2 protein-coding genes are annotated in these 17149 nt (G+C 71.4%); both read left to right on the forward strand.

All coding sequences use genetic code 11. The annotated features are described in order from the left end of the window. The first annotated feature begins 33 nt into the window (after window positions 1–33). Complete coding sequence (locus OGH68_RS35460; protein ID WP_413471147.1) at window positions 34–6444, forward strand: SDR family NAD(P)-dependent oxidoreductase; 6411 nt, start codon at window positions 34–36, stop codon at window positions 6442–6444. After that, complete coding sequence (locus OGH68_RS35465; RefSeq protein WP_264249689.1) at window positions 6441–17135, forward strand: type I polyketide synthase; 10695 nt, start codon at window positions 6441–6443, stop codon at window positions 17133–17135. Before OGH68_RS35460 ends, OGH68_RS35465 begins: the two co-directional genes overlap by 4 nt. Window positions 17136–17149: the final 14 nt, after the last annotated feature.

The following is a 17149-nucleotide window of genomic DNA, read 5'->3' on the forward strand; positions in this document are numbered from 1 at the left end:
GGGAAGCTCGTCGAGTCGCTGAGGCGGGTCGCCGTGGATCTCAGCGCGACCAAGGCCCGGCTGCGCGAGTACGAGGACCGAGCGAGCGAGCCGTTGGCGATCGTCGGTATGAGCTGCCGATATCCGGGAGGGGTGACCTCGCCGGACGACTTGTGGGCGATGGTGACCGAGGGGCGCATCGGCACATCGGAGTTCCCCGCCGACCGCGGTTGGGACCTGGACCGGCTCTACAACCCCGATCCGGACAACCCCGGCACCGCCTACACCCGTGAGGGCGGGTTCGTGGAGGGCGCCGGTGAGTTCGACGCGGAGTTCTTCGGACTGAGCCCGCGCGAGGCGATGGCGATGGACCCGCAGCAGCGGCTGCTGCTGGAGGCCGCGTGGGAGGCGTTCGAGGACGCGGGTATCGACCCGACGTCCCTGCGCGGCAGCGACACGGGTGTCTTCTGCGGCGTGATGTACCAGGACTACGGGTTCGTCGCAGGGACGAGCGCCCGGCGGTCCGAGATCGAGGGATACCTGACGATCTCCTCGGCCGGCAGTGTCGCGTCCGGCCGGATCTCGTACACGTTCGGGTTCGAGGGACCGGCCGTGACGGTCGACACCGCGTGCTCGTCCTCACTCGTCGCGATGGACGTCGCGGCCAAGGCTCTGCGCTCGGGTGAGTGCTCGATGGCACTGGTCGGCGGCGTCACCGTGCTCGCCCGGCCGAACGTCTTCATCGAGTTCAGCCGCCAGCGCGGGATCTCGCCGGACGGGCGGTGCCGGTCGTATGCGGCCGCCGCCAACGGCACGGGTTGGGCCGAGGGCGTGGGACTGGTCCTGCTGGAGCGGCTGTCGGAGGCGCGTCGCAAGGGTCATCGTGTGCTGGCGGTGCTGCGTGGCAGTGCGGTGAATCAGGACGGTGCGAGCAACGGTCTGACCGCGCCGAACGGTCCCTCGCAGGAACGGGTGATCCGCCAGGCGCTCGCCAATGCGGGTCTGCGGCCGTCCGAGGTGGACGCGGTCGAGGGCCACGGCACCGGCACGAAGCTGGGTGACCCGATCGAGGCGCAGGCGCTGCTGGCGACCTACGGCCGTGAGCGGGACGGGAGCGGCGCGCTGATGCTGGGGTCCGTCAAGTCGAACATCGGTCACACCCAGGCCGCCGCGGGTGTGGCCGGTGTGATCAAGATGGTCATGGCGATGCGCCACGGCGTGCTGCCGGCCACGCTGCACGTGGACGAGCCGTCGCCGCACGTGGACTGGGCCTCGGGCGAGGTCGAGCTGCTGACCGAGGCCCGGGAATGGCCCGCCTCGGAGCAGCGTCCCCGCCGTGCGGGGGTCTCCTCCTTCGGCGTGAGCGGCACCAACGCGCACGTGATCCTGGAGGAGGCGCCCGCCGAGGAGAGCGTCGACGCCCCGGTCGAGGCCACCGAGTCGCCCGTGGTGCCGGTACTGGTGTCGGCGCGCAGTGAGGCGGCGTTGCGGGAGCAGGCCGACCGTCTGCGGGCGTATCTGATCGCCGAGCCGGAGGTGTCAGTCGCGGACACGGCGTTCTCGTCGGTGACGACGCGGGCGCAGCTCGAGCACCGTGCCGTGGTGGTCGCCACGGACCGGGGTGCGCTGCTGAGCGGTCTGAGTGCGCTGTCGTCGGCGGAGCCGGCCGGGCATGTGGTCGAGGGCCGTGCGGTCGGTGGCAAGCCGGTGTTCGTGTTCCCGGGTCAGGGGGCGCAGTGGGCCGGTATGGCGGTGGAACTCCTCGATTCCTCTTCGGCGTTCGCCGAGCAGATGGCGGCGTGTGACGAGGCGCTGTCCGCGTTTGTGGACTGGCGTGTGGTGGATGTGCTGCGTGAGGTGGAGGGTGCGCCGTCGCTGGAGCGGGTGGATGTGGTCCAGCCGGTGTTGTGGGCGGTGATGGTTTCGCTGGCGGGTCTGTGGCGGGCCCATGGGGTGGAGCCGTCGGCGGTGGTGGGGCACTCGCAGGGCGAGATCGCCGCCGCGTGTGTGGCGGGCGGGTTGTCGTTGGAGGACGGTGCGCGGGTGGTGGCGTTGCGCAGCCGTCTGGTGCGTGAGCGTCTGGCCGGCCTGGGCGGCATGGTGTCGGTGGCGCTGCCGGTGGAGCGGGTCGAGGAGCTGCTCCTCCCGTTCGAGGGCCGGGTGTCGGTGGCGGCGGTGAACGGCCCGGCGGCGGTGGTGATCGCGGGCGAGCCGGGTGCGCTGGACGAGATCGTCGCCGGCTGTGAGCGCGAGAGTATCCGGGCGCGTCGGGTGGCGGTGGACTACGCCTCCCACTCGGTGCAGGTGGAGACCATCGAGGCGGAACTGCTGAAGGTCCTGGCGCCCCTGACGCCGGTGTCGGGACGCGTGCCCTTCTACTCCACGGCCATGGGCGGGTTTGTCGACACCGCGACGTTGGATGGCTCGTACTGGTACGGGAATCTGCGCGGCCGGGTCGGTTTCGAGCCTGCCGTGCGGGCTCTGGCGGACAACGGGACGGGGTGTTTCCTGGAGATGTCGCCGCATCCGGTGCTGGCGATGGCGGTCGAGGAGACCCTGACCGCACACGGCGTCCAGGACCGTGTCGGCGTGGTGGGTTCCCTGCGGCGTGGTGAGGGTGGTCTGCGCAGGTTCCTGCTGTCCCTGTCCGAAGCCCACACCGCCGGCATCCAGGTCGACTGGACCGTCCTGTTCGACGGCAGCGGCGCCAAACGCGTGGAGCTCCCCACATACGCCTTCCAGCGCGAACGCTACTGGCTGACCAGCACCGTGGGCGCGGGTGACGCTGCTGCGGCCGGCCTGGTCCGGGTGGACCATCCGGTGCTGGGCGCCGCGGTGCAGATCGGCGACCGTGACGAATGGGTGTTCACCGGACGGATCTCGCAGGACACCCAGCCCTGGACCCGCGACCACATGGTCTTCGGGATGGTCCTGGTGCCCGGTGCCGCACTGGTGAAGATGGCGATCGCCGCCGGCCGCCAGGTGGGCTGCCCCGTCCTTGGTGAACTGGTGCTGGAAGCACCGCTGGTCCTGTCCGAGGACGCGGCGCTCCACGTTCAGGTCACCGTGGCAGGTGCCGCACAGGACGGCCGCCGCGAGGTGGCGATCTACTCCCGCCCCGAGGGCATGACCGAAGAAGAGCTGAGAGAAGCGACCTGCCACGGGCGCGGCTGGCTGACCCCCCAGGCCGATCCGACCGTACCGTTCCCGGCCCAATGGCCGCCTGCCGGTGCCCACCCCGTCGCCGTCGACACCCTGTACCCACGGCTGGCAGACATCGGCCTCGACTACGGGCCCCTGTTCCAGGGCGTGCGCGCCGCATGGCGGGCCGGTGACGACGTCTACACCGAGATCGCACTCCCGGACGACACCGACAGCGCCGGCTTCGGCTGTCACCCGGCACTGTTCGACGCCGCGCTGCACGGTGGCATGCTGTCCAAAGAGGCCGGATCGTCGGTGGATCTCCCGTTCTCGTGGTCCGGCGTGCGGCTCGGTGAGGTCGGTGTGACCCGGGCACGCGTGCGGATCGCCCCGGCCGGCAACTCCGCCCTGCGGATCGACGTGGTCGCCGAGTCCGGGGCAACGGTCCTGGCCGTCGACGCCCTCGGACTCCGTCCGCTGGATCCTGTGCAACTCGACCGTGCACAGGGCACGAAGAACTCACTGTTCCAGGTGGACTGGGCTGAGATCCAGGCCGCGCCTGCCGCGTCGGCTCGGGTTGAGGTGCTCGGTGAGGAGTTCGCCGATCTGCAGGCGTTGGAGCTGGCGCTCGCCGAGGGTGCCCGGGCGCCTGAGGTGGTCGTCGCCCTGATGGGGGCGCACACCGGTGAGGTGGCCGAGTCGGTGCGGGCGGCCGCGGCCGAGGCGCTGGCGCTGGTGCAGCGGTGGCTGGCCAGTGAGTGGCTGGGGGAGGCGCGGCTGATCGTGGCCACCCGTAACGGCATCGGTGTCGGTGACGAGGTGCCGGATGTGGCCCACGCTCCGGTGTGGGGTCTGGTGCGCAGTGCGCAGTCGGAGCATCCGGGCCGGTTCCTGCTCGTGGACCTGGACGACAACGAGGTTCCGGAGTGGGGTTCGCTCCTCGGTCTCGACGAGCCGCAGTTGGCGGTGCGTGGTGGACGGTTGTTGGCGCCGCGGTTGGGTCGTGCGGGTGCGTCGTTGCCGGCGGGTGAGGCGTGGCGGTTGGCGGTGGGCCGGGCGGGTTCGCTGGAGGATCTGGCGCTGGTGCCGTCCGAGGGCGGGCGTGCGCTGGGTGTTGGCGAGGTCCGGGTGGGTGTCCGTGCGGCGGGCGTCAACTTCCGTGACGTGCTGATCGCGTTGGGGATGTATCCGGGCGAGGCGCCGCTGGGCAGTGAGGCTGCCGGTGTGGTGCTGGAGGTCGGCGCAGGGGTCACGGATCTGAAGCCGGGCGACCGGGTGTTCGGCCTGATCACAGACGCATTCGGTCCGGTGGCGGTGGCGGACCGGCGGACGATCGTACCGATGCCGTCCTGCCTGACATTCGCACAGGCCGCGGCCGTGCCAGTGGTGTACCTGACCGCGTACTACGGCCTGGTCGACCTCGCCGGTCTGCACTCCGGTGAACGACTGCTGGTACACGCCGCGGCCGGCGGTGTCGGTATGGCCGCCGTCCAGCTGGCCCGTCACTTCGGTGCGGACGTGTTCGCGACCGCGAGCGCCCACAAGTGGCACGCGGTACGGGAGCTGGGCGTCGCGGACGAGCGCATCACCTCGTCACGCGACCTCGCATTCCGCGAGGCATACCTAGAGCTGACCGGCGGCCAGGGCGTGGACATCGTCCTCAACGCCCTGGCGGGCGAGTTCGTCGACGCCACACTCGACCTGCTGCCCCGCGGTGGCCGGTTCATCGAGATGGGCAAGACCGACATCCGCGACCCCGAGGTCATCGCCGGCGCGCACCCCGGCGTGCGGTACCGCTCCTACGACCTCCTCGAAGCAGGCCCGGCGCGGATCCAGGAGATGCTGACCGAGATCACCGCCCTGTTCGAGCAGGGCGTGCTCACGCCCTCACCGATCCGGACATGGGACGTGCGCCGAGGCCGCGAGGCGCTCCGGTTCCTGCGCGAGGGCCACAACATCGGCAAGGTCGTCCTGACAGTCCCGCAGTCCCTGGACCCGGACGGCACGGTGCTGATCACCGGTGGCACCAGCGGACTCGGTGCACTGTTCGCCAAGCACCTGGCCGAGCACCACGGGGCGCAGCAACTGCTGCTGGTCAGCCGTCGCGGCGCGGCCGCCGACGGTGTCGCGGAACTCGTCGCCGAGCTGGCGGCGGCCGGCGCCACGGTGCGGGTCGAAGCGTGCGACGTGTCCGACCGGAACCAACTCGCCGGACTGCTCGCGTCGCTGGAGCAGCCGCTCACGGCGGTCGTACACGCCGCAGGCGTACTGGACGACGGCGTGATCGAGGCGATGACCGCCGAGCAGATCGAGCGGGTGATGCGCCCGAAGATCAACGCGGCGTGGAACCTGCACGAACTCACCGCGGACCTGGAGCTGTCGGCATTCGTGCTGTTCTCCTCCGCCGCGGCGCAGCTGGGAAACCCGGGGCAGGCGAACTACGCGGCGGCCAACGCCGCTCTGGACGCGCTCGCAGCCAAACGCCGCTCCCAGGGCCTGCCCGCCACCTCGCTGGCCTGGGGCCTGTGGGCCGACGCCACCGGCATGACCGGCGAACTGGACGAGGCAGATCTCGCACGCATGCAGCGAACCGGAGTCGGCGCGCTCCCCGCCGAGCTCGGACTTGAGCTCTTCGACACCTCCCTCGCATCGGATGCAGCGCTGCTGGTCCCGGTGCGTCTTGACCTGGCTGCACTGCGCATCCAGGCGAGGGACGGGATGCTGCCCGCCCTGCTGCGCGGACTGGTCCGCGCGCCCGCCCGGCGCGCCGAGTCGGTCGGCGGATCACTCACCCAGCGGCTTGCCGGCCTCACGGAGGCCGACCGCGAGCAGGTCGTGCTCGAACTGGTGCAGGCACAAGTGGCGGCGGTCCGCGGCAACGCGTCGGGCGCCGAGGTCCCCCCGGACCGGGCGTTCAAGGAGCTCGGCTTCGACTCGCTGGCCGCGGTCGAGCTGCGCAACCGGCTCACACGGATCACCGGGCTGCGACTGCCCGCCACCCTCGTGTTCGACCACCCGACCCCGGCGGAGGTCGCCCAACTGCTCCTCAAGGAGGTCGGCGGCGGCACCACCGAGGAAGCCGGATCGCCGTTCGACGAGGAGCTCAAGGGACTCGAGGCGCTGCTGATCACGGCGGCGAGCGACGAGCGCGTCCTCGCCGACATCGAGCCGCGCCTGCGCTACCTGAGCAACCGGATGCGTGCCGTCCTGGGCGGCCACGACAGCCAGGCGCACGACACGGACACCGGGACGGACGACGAGCTCGATGTGGCGTCCGACGACGAGATATTCGATCTGATCGACAAGGAGCTCGGGTCGGCATGACTACGGGGAACACGGACGAGCAGAAGCTCCGCACCTACCTGCGAAAGGTCACAGCGGAACTGCGCACGGCGAACCGCCGCGTGCGCGAGCTGGAACAGGGCGACATCGAGCCGTTGGCGATCGTCGGTATGAGCTGCCGCTACCCGGGCGGGGTGACCTCGCCGGAGGACCTGTGGGAGCTGGTGGCCTCCGGTCGGGACGCGATGTCCCCGCTGCCCACCGACCGCGGTTGGGACCTGGAACGGCTCTACGACCCGGACCCCGAGCAGCTCGGCACGCTCTCCACGAGCGCGGGCGGCTTCGTCGACGGTGTCGGTGACTTCGACGCGGAGTTCTTCGGGATCAGCCCGCGCGAGGCCACTGCGATGGACCCGGCCCAGCGGCTTGCGCTCGAGGGTGCCTGGGCGGCGTTCGAGGACGCGGGTATCGACCCCACCTCCCTGCGCGGCAGCGACACGGGAGTCTTCTGCGGCGCGGTCACCTCGGACTACGGCGGCTCGATGCTGCCGGAACTCGAGGGATTCCGCCTTACCGGAACGCAGGGCAGCATCGTCTCCGGCCGCATCTCCTACACCCTCGGCCTGGAGGGCCCGGCCGTCACCGTGGACACCGCGTGCTCCTCCTCGCTGGTGGCGCTGCACATGGCGGCGCAGTCCCTGCGGTCGGGCGAGTGCTCGATGGCACTGGTCGGCGGCGTCACCGTGCTCGCCGGACCGTTCCTCTTCGTCGAGTTCAGCCGCCAGCGCGGGATCTCCCCGGACGGGCGCTGCAAGGCGTACGCCGCGTCCGCGGACGGCACCGGCTTCTCCGACGGCCTGGGTCTGGTGGTCGTGGAGCGGCTGTCGGACGCCCGCCGCAAGGGCCACCGGGTACTGGCGGTGCTGCGTGGCAGTGCGGTGAATCAGGACGGTGCGAGCAACGGTCTGACCGCGCCGAACGGTCCCTCGCAGGAACGGGTCATCCGCCAGGCGCTCGCCAATGCGGGTCTGCGGCCGTCCGAGGTGGACGCGGTCGAGGGCCACGGCACCGGCACCAAGCTGGGTGACCCGATCGAGGCACAGGCGCTGCTGGCGACCTACGGCCGTGAGCGGGACGGGAACGGTCCGCTGCTGCTGGGGTCGGTCAAGTCCAACATCGGGCACACGTCGGCCGCCGCGGGTGTGGCCGGTGTGATCAAGATGGTCATGGCGATGCGGCACGGCGTGCTGCCCAGGACGCTGCACGTGGACGAGCCGTCGCCGCATGTGGACTGGTCGGCGGGTGCGGTGGAGCTGCTGGCGCAGGCGCGGGAGTGGCCCGCCTCCGAGCAGCGTCCGCGGCGTGCGGGTGTGTCGTCGTTCGGGATCAGCGGCACGAACGCGCACGTGATCGTGGAGGAGGCGCCGGCCGAGGAGCCTGCCGAGTCGGCCGCGTCCTCGTCGCCTGGCGTCGTACCGGTGGTGGTGTCGGCGAAGTCCGCGGTGGCGTTGCGGGAGCAGGCTGCTCGTCTGCGGGAGCGTCTGCTTGCTGAACCCGATGTGTCCCTGGGTGATGTTGCGTTTTCGGCGGTGATGTCGCGGGCGCGGTTGGAGCATCGTGGTGCGGTGGTCGCGGCCGGTCGTGAGGAGTTGCTGGCGGGGCTTGCGGCTCTGGCTGTGGGTGAGTCGGCTGCGGGTGTGGTCGAGGGTCGTGTGGTGGGTGGCAGGACGGCGTTCCTGTTCACGGGTCAGGGGTCTCAGCGGGCTGGTATGGGTGTGGGGCTGGCGGCGGTGTTCCCGCGGTTCGGCGAGGTGTTGGACGAGGTGTGCGCGGAGTTGGATCCGCGGGTGGGTTGTTCGGTTCGGGAGTTGTTGGAGGCTCAGGAGGGTTCGGCGGGGGCTTTGTTGCTGGATGCGACGGAGTTCACGCAGGTGGCGTTGTTCGCGGTGGAGGTGGCGCTGTTCCGTCTGGTCGAGTCGCTGGGTGTGTGTCCGGATTATGTGATCGGGCATTCGGTGGGGGAGATCGCGGCGGCTCATGTGGCGGGGGTGTTGTCGCTGGCGGATGCGTGTGAGCTGGTGGTGGCGCGTGGTCGTTTGATGGGGGGGTTGCCGGCTGGTGGTGCGATGGTCGCGGTGCAGGCCGGTGAGGTGGAGGTGGCGGAGTCGCTGGCCGGGTTCGTGGGCCGGTTGGAGATCGCGGCGGTGAACGGGCCGCGGGCGGTGGTCGTGTCGGGTGATGCGGATGCGGTCGAGGAGTGGTTGGCGGGGTGGCAGGGGCGTAAGGCGACGCGGTTGCGGGTCAGTCATGCGTTCCACTCGCCGCGGATGGAGCCGATGCTCGCCGAGTTCGAGGAGACAGTGCGGGGTCTGCGGTTCGATGAGCCGCGGATTGCGTTGGTGTCGAATGTGACCGGTGGGCTGGTGTCGGCGGAGGTGGCGGATCCGGAGTACTGGGTGCGTCATGTGCGGCAGGCGGTGCGGTTCGCCGACGGCGTGCAGACGTTGTGGGATCTGGGGGTGCGCCGGTTCCTGGAGTTGGGTCCGGACGGTGTGCTGACCGCGATGGCACGCCAGTGTCTGGAGGACGGCGAGGCCCGGGACGTGGATGTGGATGCTGTGTTGGTGTCGGCGTTGCGGGCCAAGCAGGAGGAGGCGTCGACGTTTGCCGGGTTCCTGGCCCGGGCGCACATCGCCGGGGTGCACGTGGACTGGGATGCGTTCTTCGCGGGCACGGGTGCCAGGCGGGTGGAGCTGCCGACGTATGCGTTCCAGCGGGAGCGGTACTGGCTGGCCCCGGGCACGGGCGCGGGTGATGCGGCGGCGGCAGGTCAGAGCCGTATCGGACACCCGATCCTGTCGGCCGCGGTGCAGGTCGGCGACCGCGACGAATGGGTGCTGACCGGACGCCTGTCCATCGACACCCAGCCCTGGACCGCCGAGCATCTGCTTCTCGGGACCATCGTGGTCCCCGGCACCGCGCTGGTCGAGCTCGCGCTCACCGCCGGCCGCGAGGCCGATGCCCCCGTGGTGGACGAGCTGGTGCTGGAGGCGCCGCTGGTCCTGGAAGACGACGCGGCGCTGCAGGTACAGGTCACGGTCGGTCCGGCCGGGGAGGACGGTCGCCGCGAGGTGGCGATCTACACCCGCCCGGAGACCGGCGAGGACGACGAGCAGGACGCGACCTGCCACGCCCGCGGCCTGCTGGCCCCCGAAGCCGAGCCGATCGCTCCGTGGCCCGCCGAGTGGCCGCCCGCCGACGCCGAGCAACTGCCCGTGGACACTCTCTACGCCAAGCTGGCGGACCTCGGCTACGACTACGGTCCCCTCTTCCACGGGATGCGCGCTGCCTGGCGCGACGGCGACCACACCTACGCCGAGGTGGAACTGCCCGGTGACACCGGCGGCGAAGGCTTCGGCATCCACCCCGCCCTCTTCGACGCAGCCCTGCAGAGCGGCGTCATCATGTTGACCGACCGGGACGGCAGCGGGCATCGGATGCCGTTCAGCTGGACCGGCGTACGGCTGGAGCAGGAGAACGTCACGCGACTGCGCGTCCGCGCCGTCGCGACCAGCGACTCCTCGGTGAGCCTCGACGCGGTCGACGAATCCGGCGCCGCAGTCGTGTCGGTGCGGTCCATCGTCGTCCGCCCGGTTGAGCAGTCCCGGCTCGGCGACGCCCAACGCGGACAGCGGAACCCGCTGTTCCAGCTCGACTGGACCGAAGTCACGGCTGCGTCGCCCGCATCGTCGGCGTCGGTACGGGTGGCAGTCCTCGGCGACGAGTTCGCCGATCTCGACGCGTTGGAGTCGGCGGTGGCCGAGGGTGCCCAGGCGCCTGAGGTGGTCGTCGCCCCCGTCGGGACTCCGGTCGGTACCGCTGACGTGGCTGAGGCCGCACGGGCCGCTGCGGCCGGTGCGCTGGCCCTGGTGCAGCGGTGGCTCGCCAGCGAGTGGCTGGGCGAGGCACGGCTCGTGGTGGTGACCCGTAACGCGGTCGCCATCGGTGACGAGAGGCCGGATGTGGCCCACGCTCCGGTGTGGGGTCTGGTGCACAGCGCCCAGGCCGAACACCCGGGCCGGTTCCTGCTCGTGGACCTCGACGGTGAAGATGCCCCGGAGTGGGGTTCGCTCCTCGATCTGGACGAGCCGCAGCTCGCGGTGCGCGGCGGCCGACTGCTTGCCCCGCGCCTGGCGCGCGCGTCGACGGCACCCGGTGCCATGCCGGCACTGGACGGCACTGTGCTGATCACCGGTGGCACGGGTGGTCTGGGTGCGCTGTTCGCCAGGCACCTGGCCGAGCACCACGGAGTGCGGCAACTGCTGCTGGTCAGCCGTCGCGGCCCGGCCGCCGACGGTGTCGCTGAGCTCGTGGCCGAGCTGGAGACGGCCGGCGCGACCGCACGGGTCGAGGCCTGCGACGTCTCGGACCGTGACCAACTCGCCACTCTCCTCGCCTCGTTGGACCGACCGCTCACGGCGGTCGTACACGCGGCGGGTGTGCTGGACGACGGTGTGATCGAGGCGATGACGCCGGAGCAGGTCGAGCGGGTGATGCGTCCGAAGGTGGACGCGGCGTGGCATCTGCACGAGCTGACCGCCGGCATGGAGTTGTCGGCGTTCGTACTGTTCTCCTCCGTCGCCGCACTGATCGGCAGCCCCGGCCAGGCCAACTACTCTGCGGCGAACGCGACGTTGGACGCGCTCGCGGCGAAGCGGCGTGCAGAAGGGCTGGCGGCGACGTCGCTGGCCTGGGGCCTGTGGGCGGAAGCCGGCGGCATGGCCGACGGGCTGGACGAGGCCGACCTCGCGCGACTCGAGCGGACCGGTGTCGCCGCGCTCTCCGCCGAGCTGGGGCTCGGGTTGTTCGACCAGGCGCTGGGATCGGACGCGGCGCTGCTGGCGCCCGTGCGGCTGGACCTGGGTGCGTTGCGGGCGCAGGCGCGGGCGGGTCTGCTGCCCGCCGTGCTGCGCGGGCTGGTCCGGGTGCCGGCCCGTGGGGCCGGAGCGGGTGGCTCATTGGCGCAGCGGCTGGCGGGTGTGGCGGAGGCCGACCGCGAGCGGGTGGTGCTGGAACTGGTGCAGGCGCAGGTCGCATCCGTCCTCGGGCACGCCTCCGGTGCGGCGATCGACCCGGAACGGGCGTTCAAGGAGCTCGGCTTCGACTCGCTGAGCGCCGTCGAACTGCGCAACCGACTGTCCCAGTCCACCGGTGTGCGGCTGCCGGCGACGCTGGTCTTCGACCACCCGACCCCGGTGGCGGTCGCCCGGCTGCTCCTCGCCGAGGTCGGCGGTGTCGCAAAGGAGTCGCGTGCCGTGGTGCGGTCGCGACGGGCGTCCGACGACGAGCCGTTGGCGATCGTCGGTATGAGCTGCCGCTATCCGGGCGGGGTGACCTCGCCGGAGGACCTGTGGGAGTTGGTGGCGTCCGGTCGGGATGCGATCTCGGGCCTGCCCACCGATCGCGGTTGGGACCTGGAGAGGCTTTACGACCCGGACCCCGACGAGCCCGGCAAGGTGTACACGCGTGGCGGTGGCTTCCTGGAACGGCCGGGTGAGTTCGACGCGGAGTTCTTCGGGATCAGTCCGCGCGAGGCGCTGGCCATGGACCCGCAGCAGCGGCTGATCCTGGAGGCCGCGTGGGAGGCGTTCGAGAACGCGGGCATCGACCCCACCTCCCTGCGCGGCAGCGACACGGGAGTCTTCTGCGGCGCGGTCACCTCGGACTACGGCGGCCCGACGAGCTCGGAGCTGGAGGGCTACCGCCTGACCGGCACCACGACGAGCGTCCTGTCCGGCCGCATCTCCTACACGCTCGGGCTGGAGGGGCCGTCGGTGTCGGTGGACACGGCGTGCTCGTCCTCGGCGGTGGCACTGCATCTGGCATCGCAGGCACTGCGATCGGGCGAGTGCTCGATGGCACTCGCGGGCGGTGTGACGCTGATGTCCGGCCCGTATCTGCTAACCGAGTTCAGCCGCCAGCGAGCGCTGTCGCCGGACGGACGCTGCAAGGCGTACTCGGCCTCTGCGGAGGGCACGGGATTCTCGGACGGCCTGGGCCTGCTGGTCGTGGAGCGGCTGTCCGACGCCCGCCGCAAGGGCCACCGGGTACTGGCGGTGCTGCGCGGCAGCGCGGTGAACCAGGACGGTGCGAGCAACGGTCTGACCGCACCGAACGGTCCCTCGCAGGAACGGGTCATCCGCCAGGCGCTCGCCAACGCCGGCCTGAGCGCTGCCGAGATCGACGCGGTGGAGGGTCACGGCACGGGTACGAAGCTGGGCGACCCGATCGAGGCGCAGGCGCTGCTGGCGACCTACGGCCGGGACCGGGACGAGAGCGGCCCGCTGATGCTCGGGTCGATCAAGTCGAACATCGGTCACAGCTCGGCGGCTGCGGGTGTGGCCGGTGTGATCAAGATGGTCATGGCGATGCGGCACGGCATGCTGCCGGCCACGCTGCACGTGGACGAGCCGTCCCCGCACGTCGACTGGTCGGCGGGTGACGTCGAGCTGCTGACGGAGGCGCGGGAGTGGCTTTCGTCGGAGCGGCGTCCGCGGCGTGCGGGTGTGTCGTCGTTCGGTGTGAGTGGCACGAACGCGCACGTCATCCTCGAAGAAGCGCCTACCGAGGCGCCGGAGGTTGTCGAGCCGTCCCGGCCGCTGGAAGCGGCTCCGGTGCTTGTGTCCGCGAAGTCTGCGGCGGCGTTGCGAGAGCAGGCCGCTCGTCTGCGGGCGCACCTTGTGGCCGAGCCGGAGGTGTCTCTCGCGGACACGGCGTTCTCGGCGGTGACGACGCGGGCGCGGTTGGAGCATCGTGGTGCGGTGGTCGCGGCCGGCCGTGAGGAGTTGCTGGCGGGGCTTGCCGCTCTGGCTGCCGGGGAGCCGGCCGAGCATGTGGTCGAGGGCCGTGCGGTCGGTGGCAAGCCGGTGTTCGTGTTCCCGGGTCAGGGGGCGCAGTGGGCCGGTATGGCGGTGGAACTCCTCGATTCCTCTTCGGCGTTCGCCGAGCAGATGGCGGCGTGTGACGAGGCGCTGTCCGCGTTTGTGGACTGGCGTGTGGTGGATGTGCTGCGTGAGGTGGAGGGTGCGCCGTCGCTGGAGCGGGTGGATGTGGTCCAGCCGGTGTTGTGGGCGGTGATGGTTTCGCTGGCGGGTCTGTGGCGGGCCCATGGGGTGGAGCCGTCGGCGGTGGTGGGGCACTCGCAGGGCGAGATCGCCGCCGCGTGTGTGGCGGGCGGGTTGTCGTTGGAGGACGGTGCGCGGGTGGTGGCGTTGCGCAGTCGTCTGGTGCGTGAGCGTCTGGCCGGCCTGGGCGGCATGGTGTCGGTGGGCCTGCCGGTGGAGCAGGTCGAGGAACTACTCCTCCCGTTCGAGGGCCGGGTGTCGGTGGCGGCGGTGAACGGCCCGGCGGCGGTGGTGATCGCGGGTGAGCCGGGTGCGCTGGACGAGATCGTCGCCGGCTGTGAGCGCGAGAGTATCCGGGCGCGTCGGGTGGCGGTGGACTACGCCTCCCACTCGGTGCAGGTGGAGACCATCGAGGCGGAACTGCTGAAGGTCCTGGCGCCTCTCGCGCCCGTGTCGGGACGCGTGCCCTTCTACTCCACGGCCATGGGCGGGTTCGTCGACACTGCGACGTTGGATGGCTCGTACTGGTACGGGAATCTGCGCGGCCGGGTCGGTTTCGAACCTGCCGTGCGGGCTCTGGCGGACAACGGGACGGGGTGTTTCCTGGAGATGTCGCCGCATCCGGTGCTGGCGATGGCGGTCGAGGAGACCCTGACCGCACACGGCGTCCAGGACCGCGTCGGCGTGGTGGGTTCCCTGCGGCGTGGTGAGGGCGGTCTGCGCAGGTTCCTGCTGTCCCTGTCCGAAGCCCACACCACCGGCGTGACGGTCGACTGGACCGTCCTGTTCGACGGCAGCGGCGCCAAGCGCGTCGAGCTCCCCACGTATGCCTTCCAGCGCGAGCGCTACTGGCTGAGCCCGGGAACCAGCGCAGGCGACGCCGCAGCGGCAGGTCAGAGCCGTATCGGGCACCCGATCCTGTCGGCGGCGGTGCAGGTCGGCGACCGTGACGAGTGGGTGCTCACCGGGCGGATCTCGCAGGACACCCAGCCCTGGACCCGCGACCACATGGTCTTCGGGATGGTCCTGGTGCCCGGTGCCGCACTGGTGGAGATGGCGTTGACAGCCGGCCGCCAGGTGGGCTGCCCGGTGCTTGGTGAACTGGTGCTGGAAGCACCGCTGCTCCTGGAGGACGATGTCGCACTCCAGGTCCAGGTGACCGTCGGTCAGGCGGGGGAGGACGGTCGCCGCGAGGTCGCCGTCTACACCCGACCGGAGACCGGTGAGGACGACGAGCAGGCGGAGACCACCTGCCACGGGCGTGGCTGGCTGGCCACGGACGCCGAACCGGCTGCGGCCTTCCCGCTCCAGTGGCCGCCCGCCGAGGCTGAACCGATCGCCGTCGAAACCCTCTACGCCCGCGTGAACGACCACGCGCGCCTGACCGACATCGGCTTCGACTACGGCCCCGCCTTCCGGGCCGTGCAGGCGGCGTGGCGGGCAGGTGACGAGGTCTACACCGAGCTCGAACTGCCCGATGTCGCGGGTGACTCCCACGGGTTCGGGGTCCACCCGGCGCTGCTCGACTCCGCACTGCACGGTGGGCTCGGGATGCTCGACCGCGGCGGCGACAACCCGGGCGGTCTGCCGTTCTCCTGGTCGGGGGTACGGCTGGACCGCGTCGGACAGACCCGGCTGCGGGTGCGCATCGGCCTGGCGGGTGAGGCCGCGCTGCGGCTCGACATCGCGGCCGAGGACGGCACCACGATCGCGAGCGTGGGGCGTCTCGACGTCCGCCCGGTCGAGCAGGCACAGCTGGAAGCCGCGCGGCGGGGCGGGCAGCGGTCGCTCTACCAGGTCGATTGGGCCGCGGTCCCGACCACCGCGTCGACATCGGCGCGGATTGCGGTCCTCGGCGACATCGAGGTGCCGGGCGAGCGGTTCGCGGACCTGAACGCACTGGAGCAGGCGCTCGCCACTGGCGCGGCGGCCCCCGAGGTCGTCGTCACCATGATCGAGGCGCCGACGGGCGACGCGCCCGAGGCTGCACGGGCCGCTGCGGCCGGCGCGCTCGCCCTGGTGCAGCGGTGGCTCGCCAGCGAGTGGCTGGGCGAGGCGCGGCTCGTGGTGGTGACCCGTAACGGTGCCGCCATCGGTGACGAGACCGTGGACGTGACTCAGGCGCCGGTGCGGGGCCTGGTACGCAGTGCGCAGTCGGAGCACCCGGGCCGGTTCCTGCTCGTGGACCTCGACGGCAACGCCGAACAGCCGGAGTGGGGCACGGTGCTCGGCTTGGACGAGCCGCTGCTTGCCGTGCGCGGCGGCCGACTGCTTGCCCCGCGCCTGGCGCGCGTGTCGACGGCACCGGACGCCATGCCCGCACTGGACGGGACCGTGCTGATCACCGGTGGAACCAGTGGTCTGGGCGCTCTGTTCGCCCAGCACGCCGTTCAGCGTCACGGTGTGAAGCAGCTGCTGCTGGTCAGCCGTCGTGGCGCGGCCGCCGACGGTGTCGCGGAGCTCGTCGACGAGCTGGAGACGGCCGGCGCCACGGTGCGGGTCGAGGCGTGTGACGTCTCGGACCGTGACCAGCTCGCCGGACTGCTCGGCTCGTTGGAGCAGCCGCTGTCGGCGGTCGTACACGCGGCGGGTGTGCTGGACGATGGTGTGATCGAGGCGATGACGCCGGAGCAGGTCGAGCGGGTGATGCGTCCGAAGGTGGACGCGGCGTGGCATCTGCACGAGCTGACCGCCGGTATGGAGTTGTCGGCGTTCGTACTGTTCTCCTCCGTCGCCTCACTGATCGGCAGCCCCGGCCAGGCCAACTATTCTGCAGCGAACGCGACGTTGGACGCGCTCGCGGCCAAACGCCGCACGGAGGGCCTGCCCGCCACCTCGCTGGCCTGGGGCCTGTGGGCGGAAGCCGGCGGGATGACCGCCGATCTCGGTGAGACCGAGCTCGCACGGCTCGAGCAGATGGGCGTCGTCGCGTTGACGGCCGAAGTGGGCCTGGACCTGTTCGACCAGAGCCTGGAGGCCGACACGGCCCTGCTGGCACCGGTGCGGCTGGACCCGGCAGCACTACGGGTGCAGGCGCGGGCCGGGCTGCTGCCCGCGTTGCTTCGCGGGCTGGTCCGGATGCCGGAGCGAGCGACCGAATCATCGGGGAGCGGCTCGCTGGCGCAGCGGCTCGCCGGTGTGGCGGAGGCCGACCGGGAGCAGGTCGTACTCGACCTCGTGCGGGCGCAGGCAGCGGCCGTCATCGGTTACGCCTCCGGCGCGGCAATAGACCCGGACCGCGCGTTCCAGGAGCTCGGCTTCGACTCGCTGGCCGCCGTCGGGCTCCGTAACCGGTTGACGCAGGCCGCCGGCGTACGGCTGCCCGCGACGCTGGTCTTCGACCACCCGACATCGAGGGCGGTCGCGCTATTGCTCCTCTCGCAGATCGGCGGCGTCACCGCGGAACCGCCGATCGACACGGAACTGAAGAAGCTCGAGGACATGCTCGCCGGGATCACGGACGGCGAGAAGCAGCGCGTGGCCGGCCGCCTGCGGGCTCTGCTGGCCGACATCTCCGACAGCGGACAGGAAACGAGCGGACGGATCGAGGCCGCCGCGACCGCGGACGAGGTTTTCAAGCTGATCGACGCCGAGTTCGGCGAGGCATGACAAGGACTATGGAC

It is taken from the genome of Streptomyces peucetius, from assembly GCF_025854275.1.
GTDB classification, from domain to species: domain Bacteria; phylum Actinomycetota; class Actinomycetes; order Streptomycetales; family Streptomycetaceae; genus Streptomyces; species Streptomyces peucetius_A.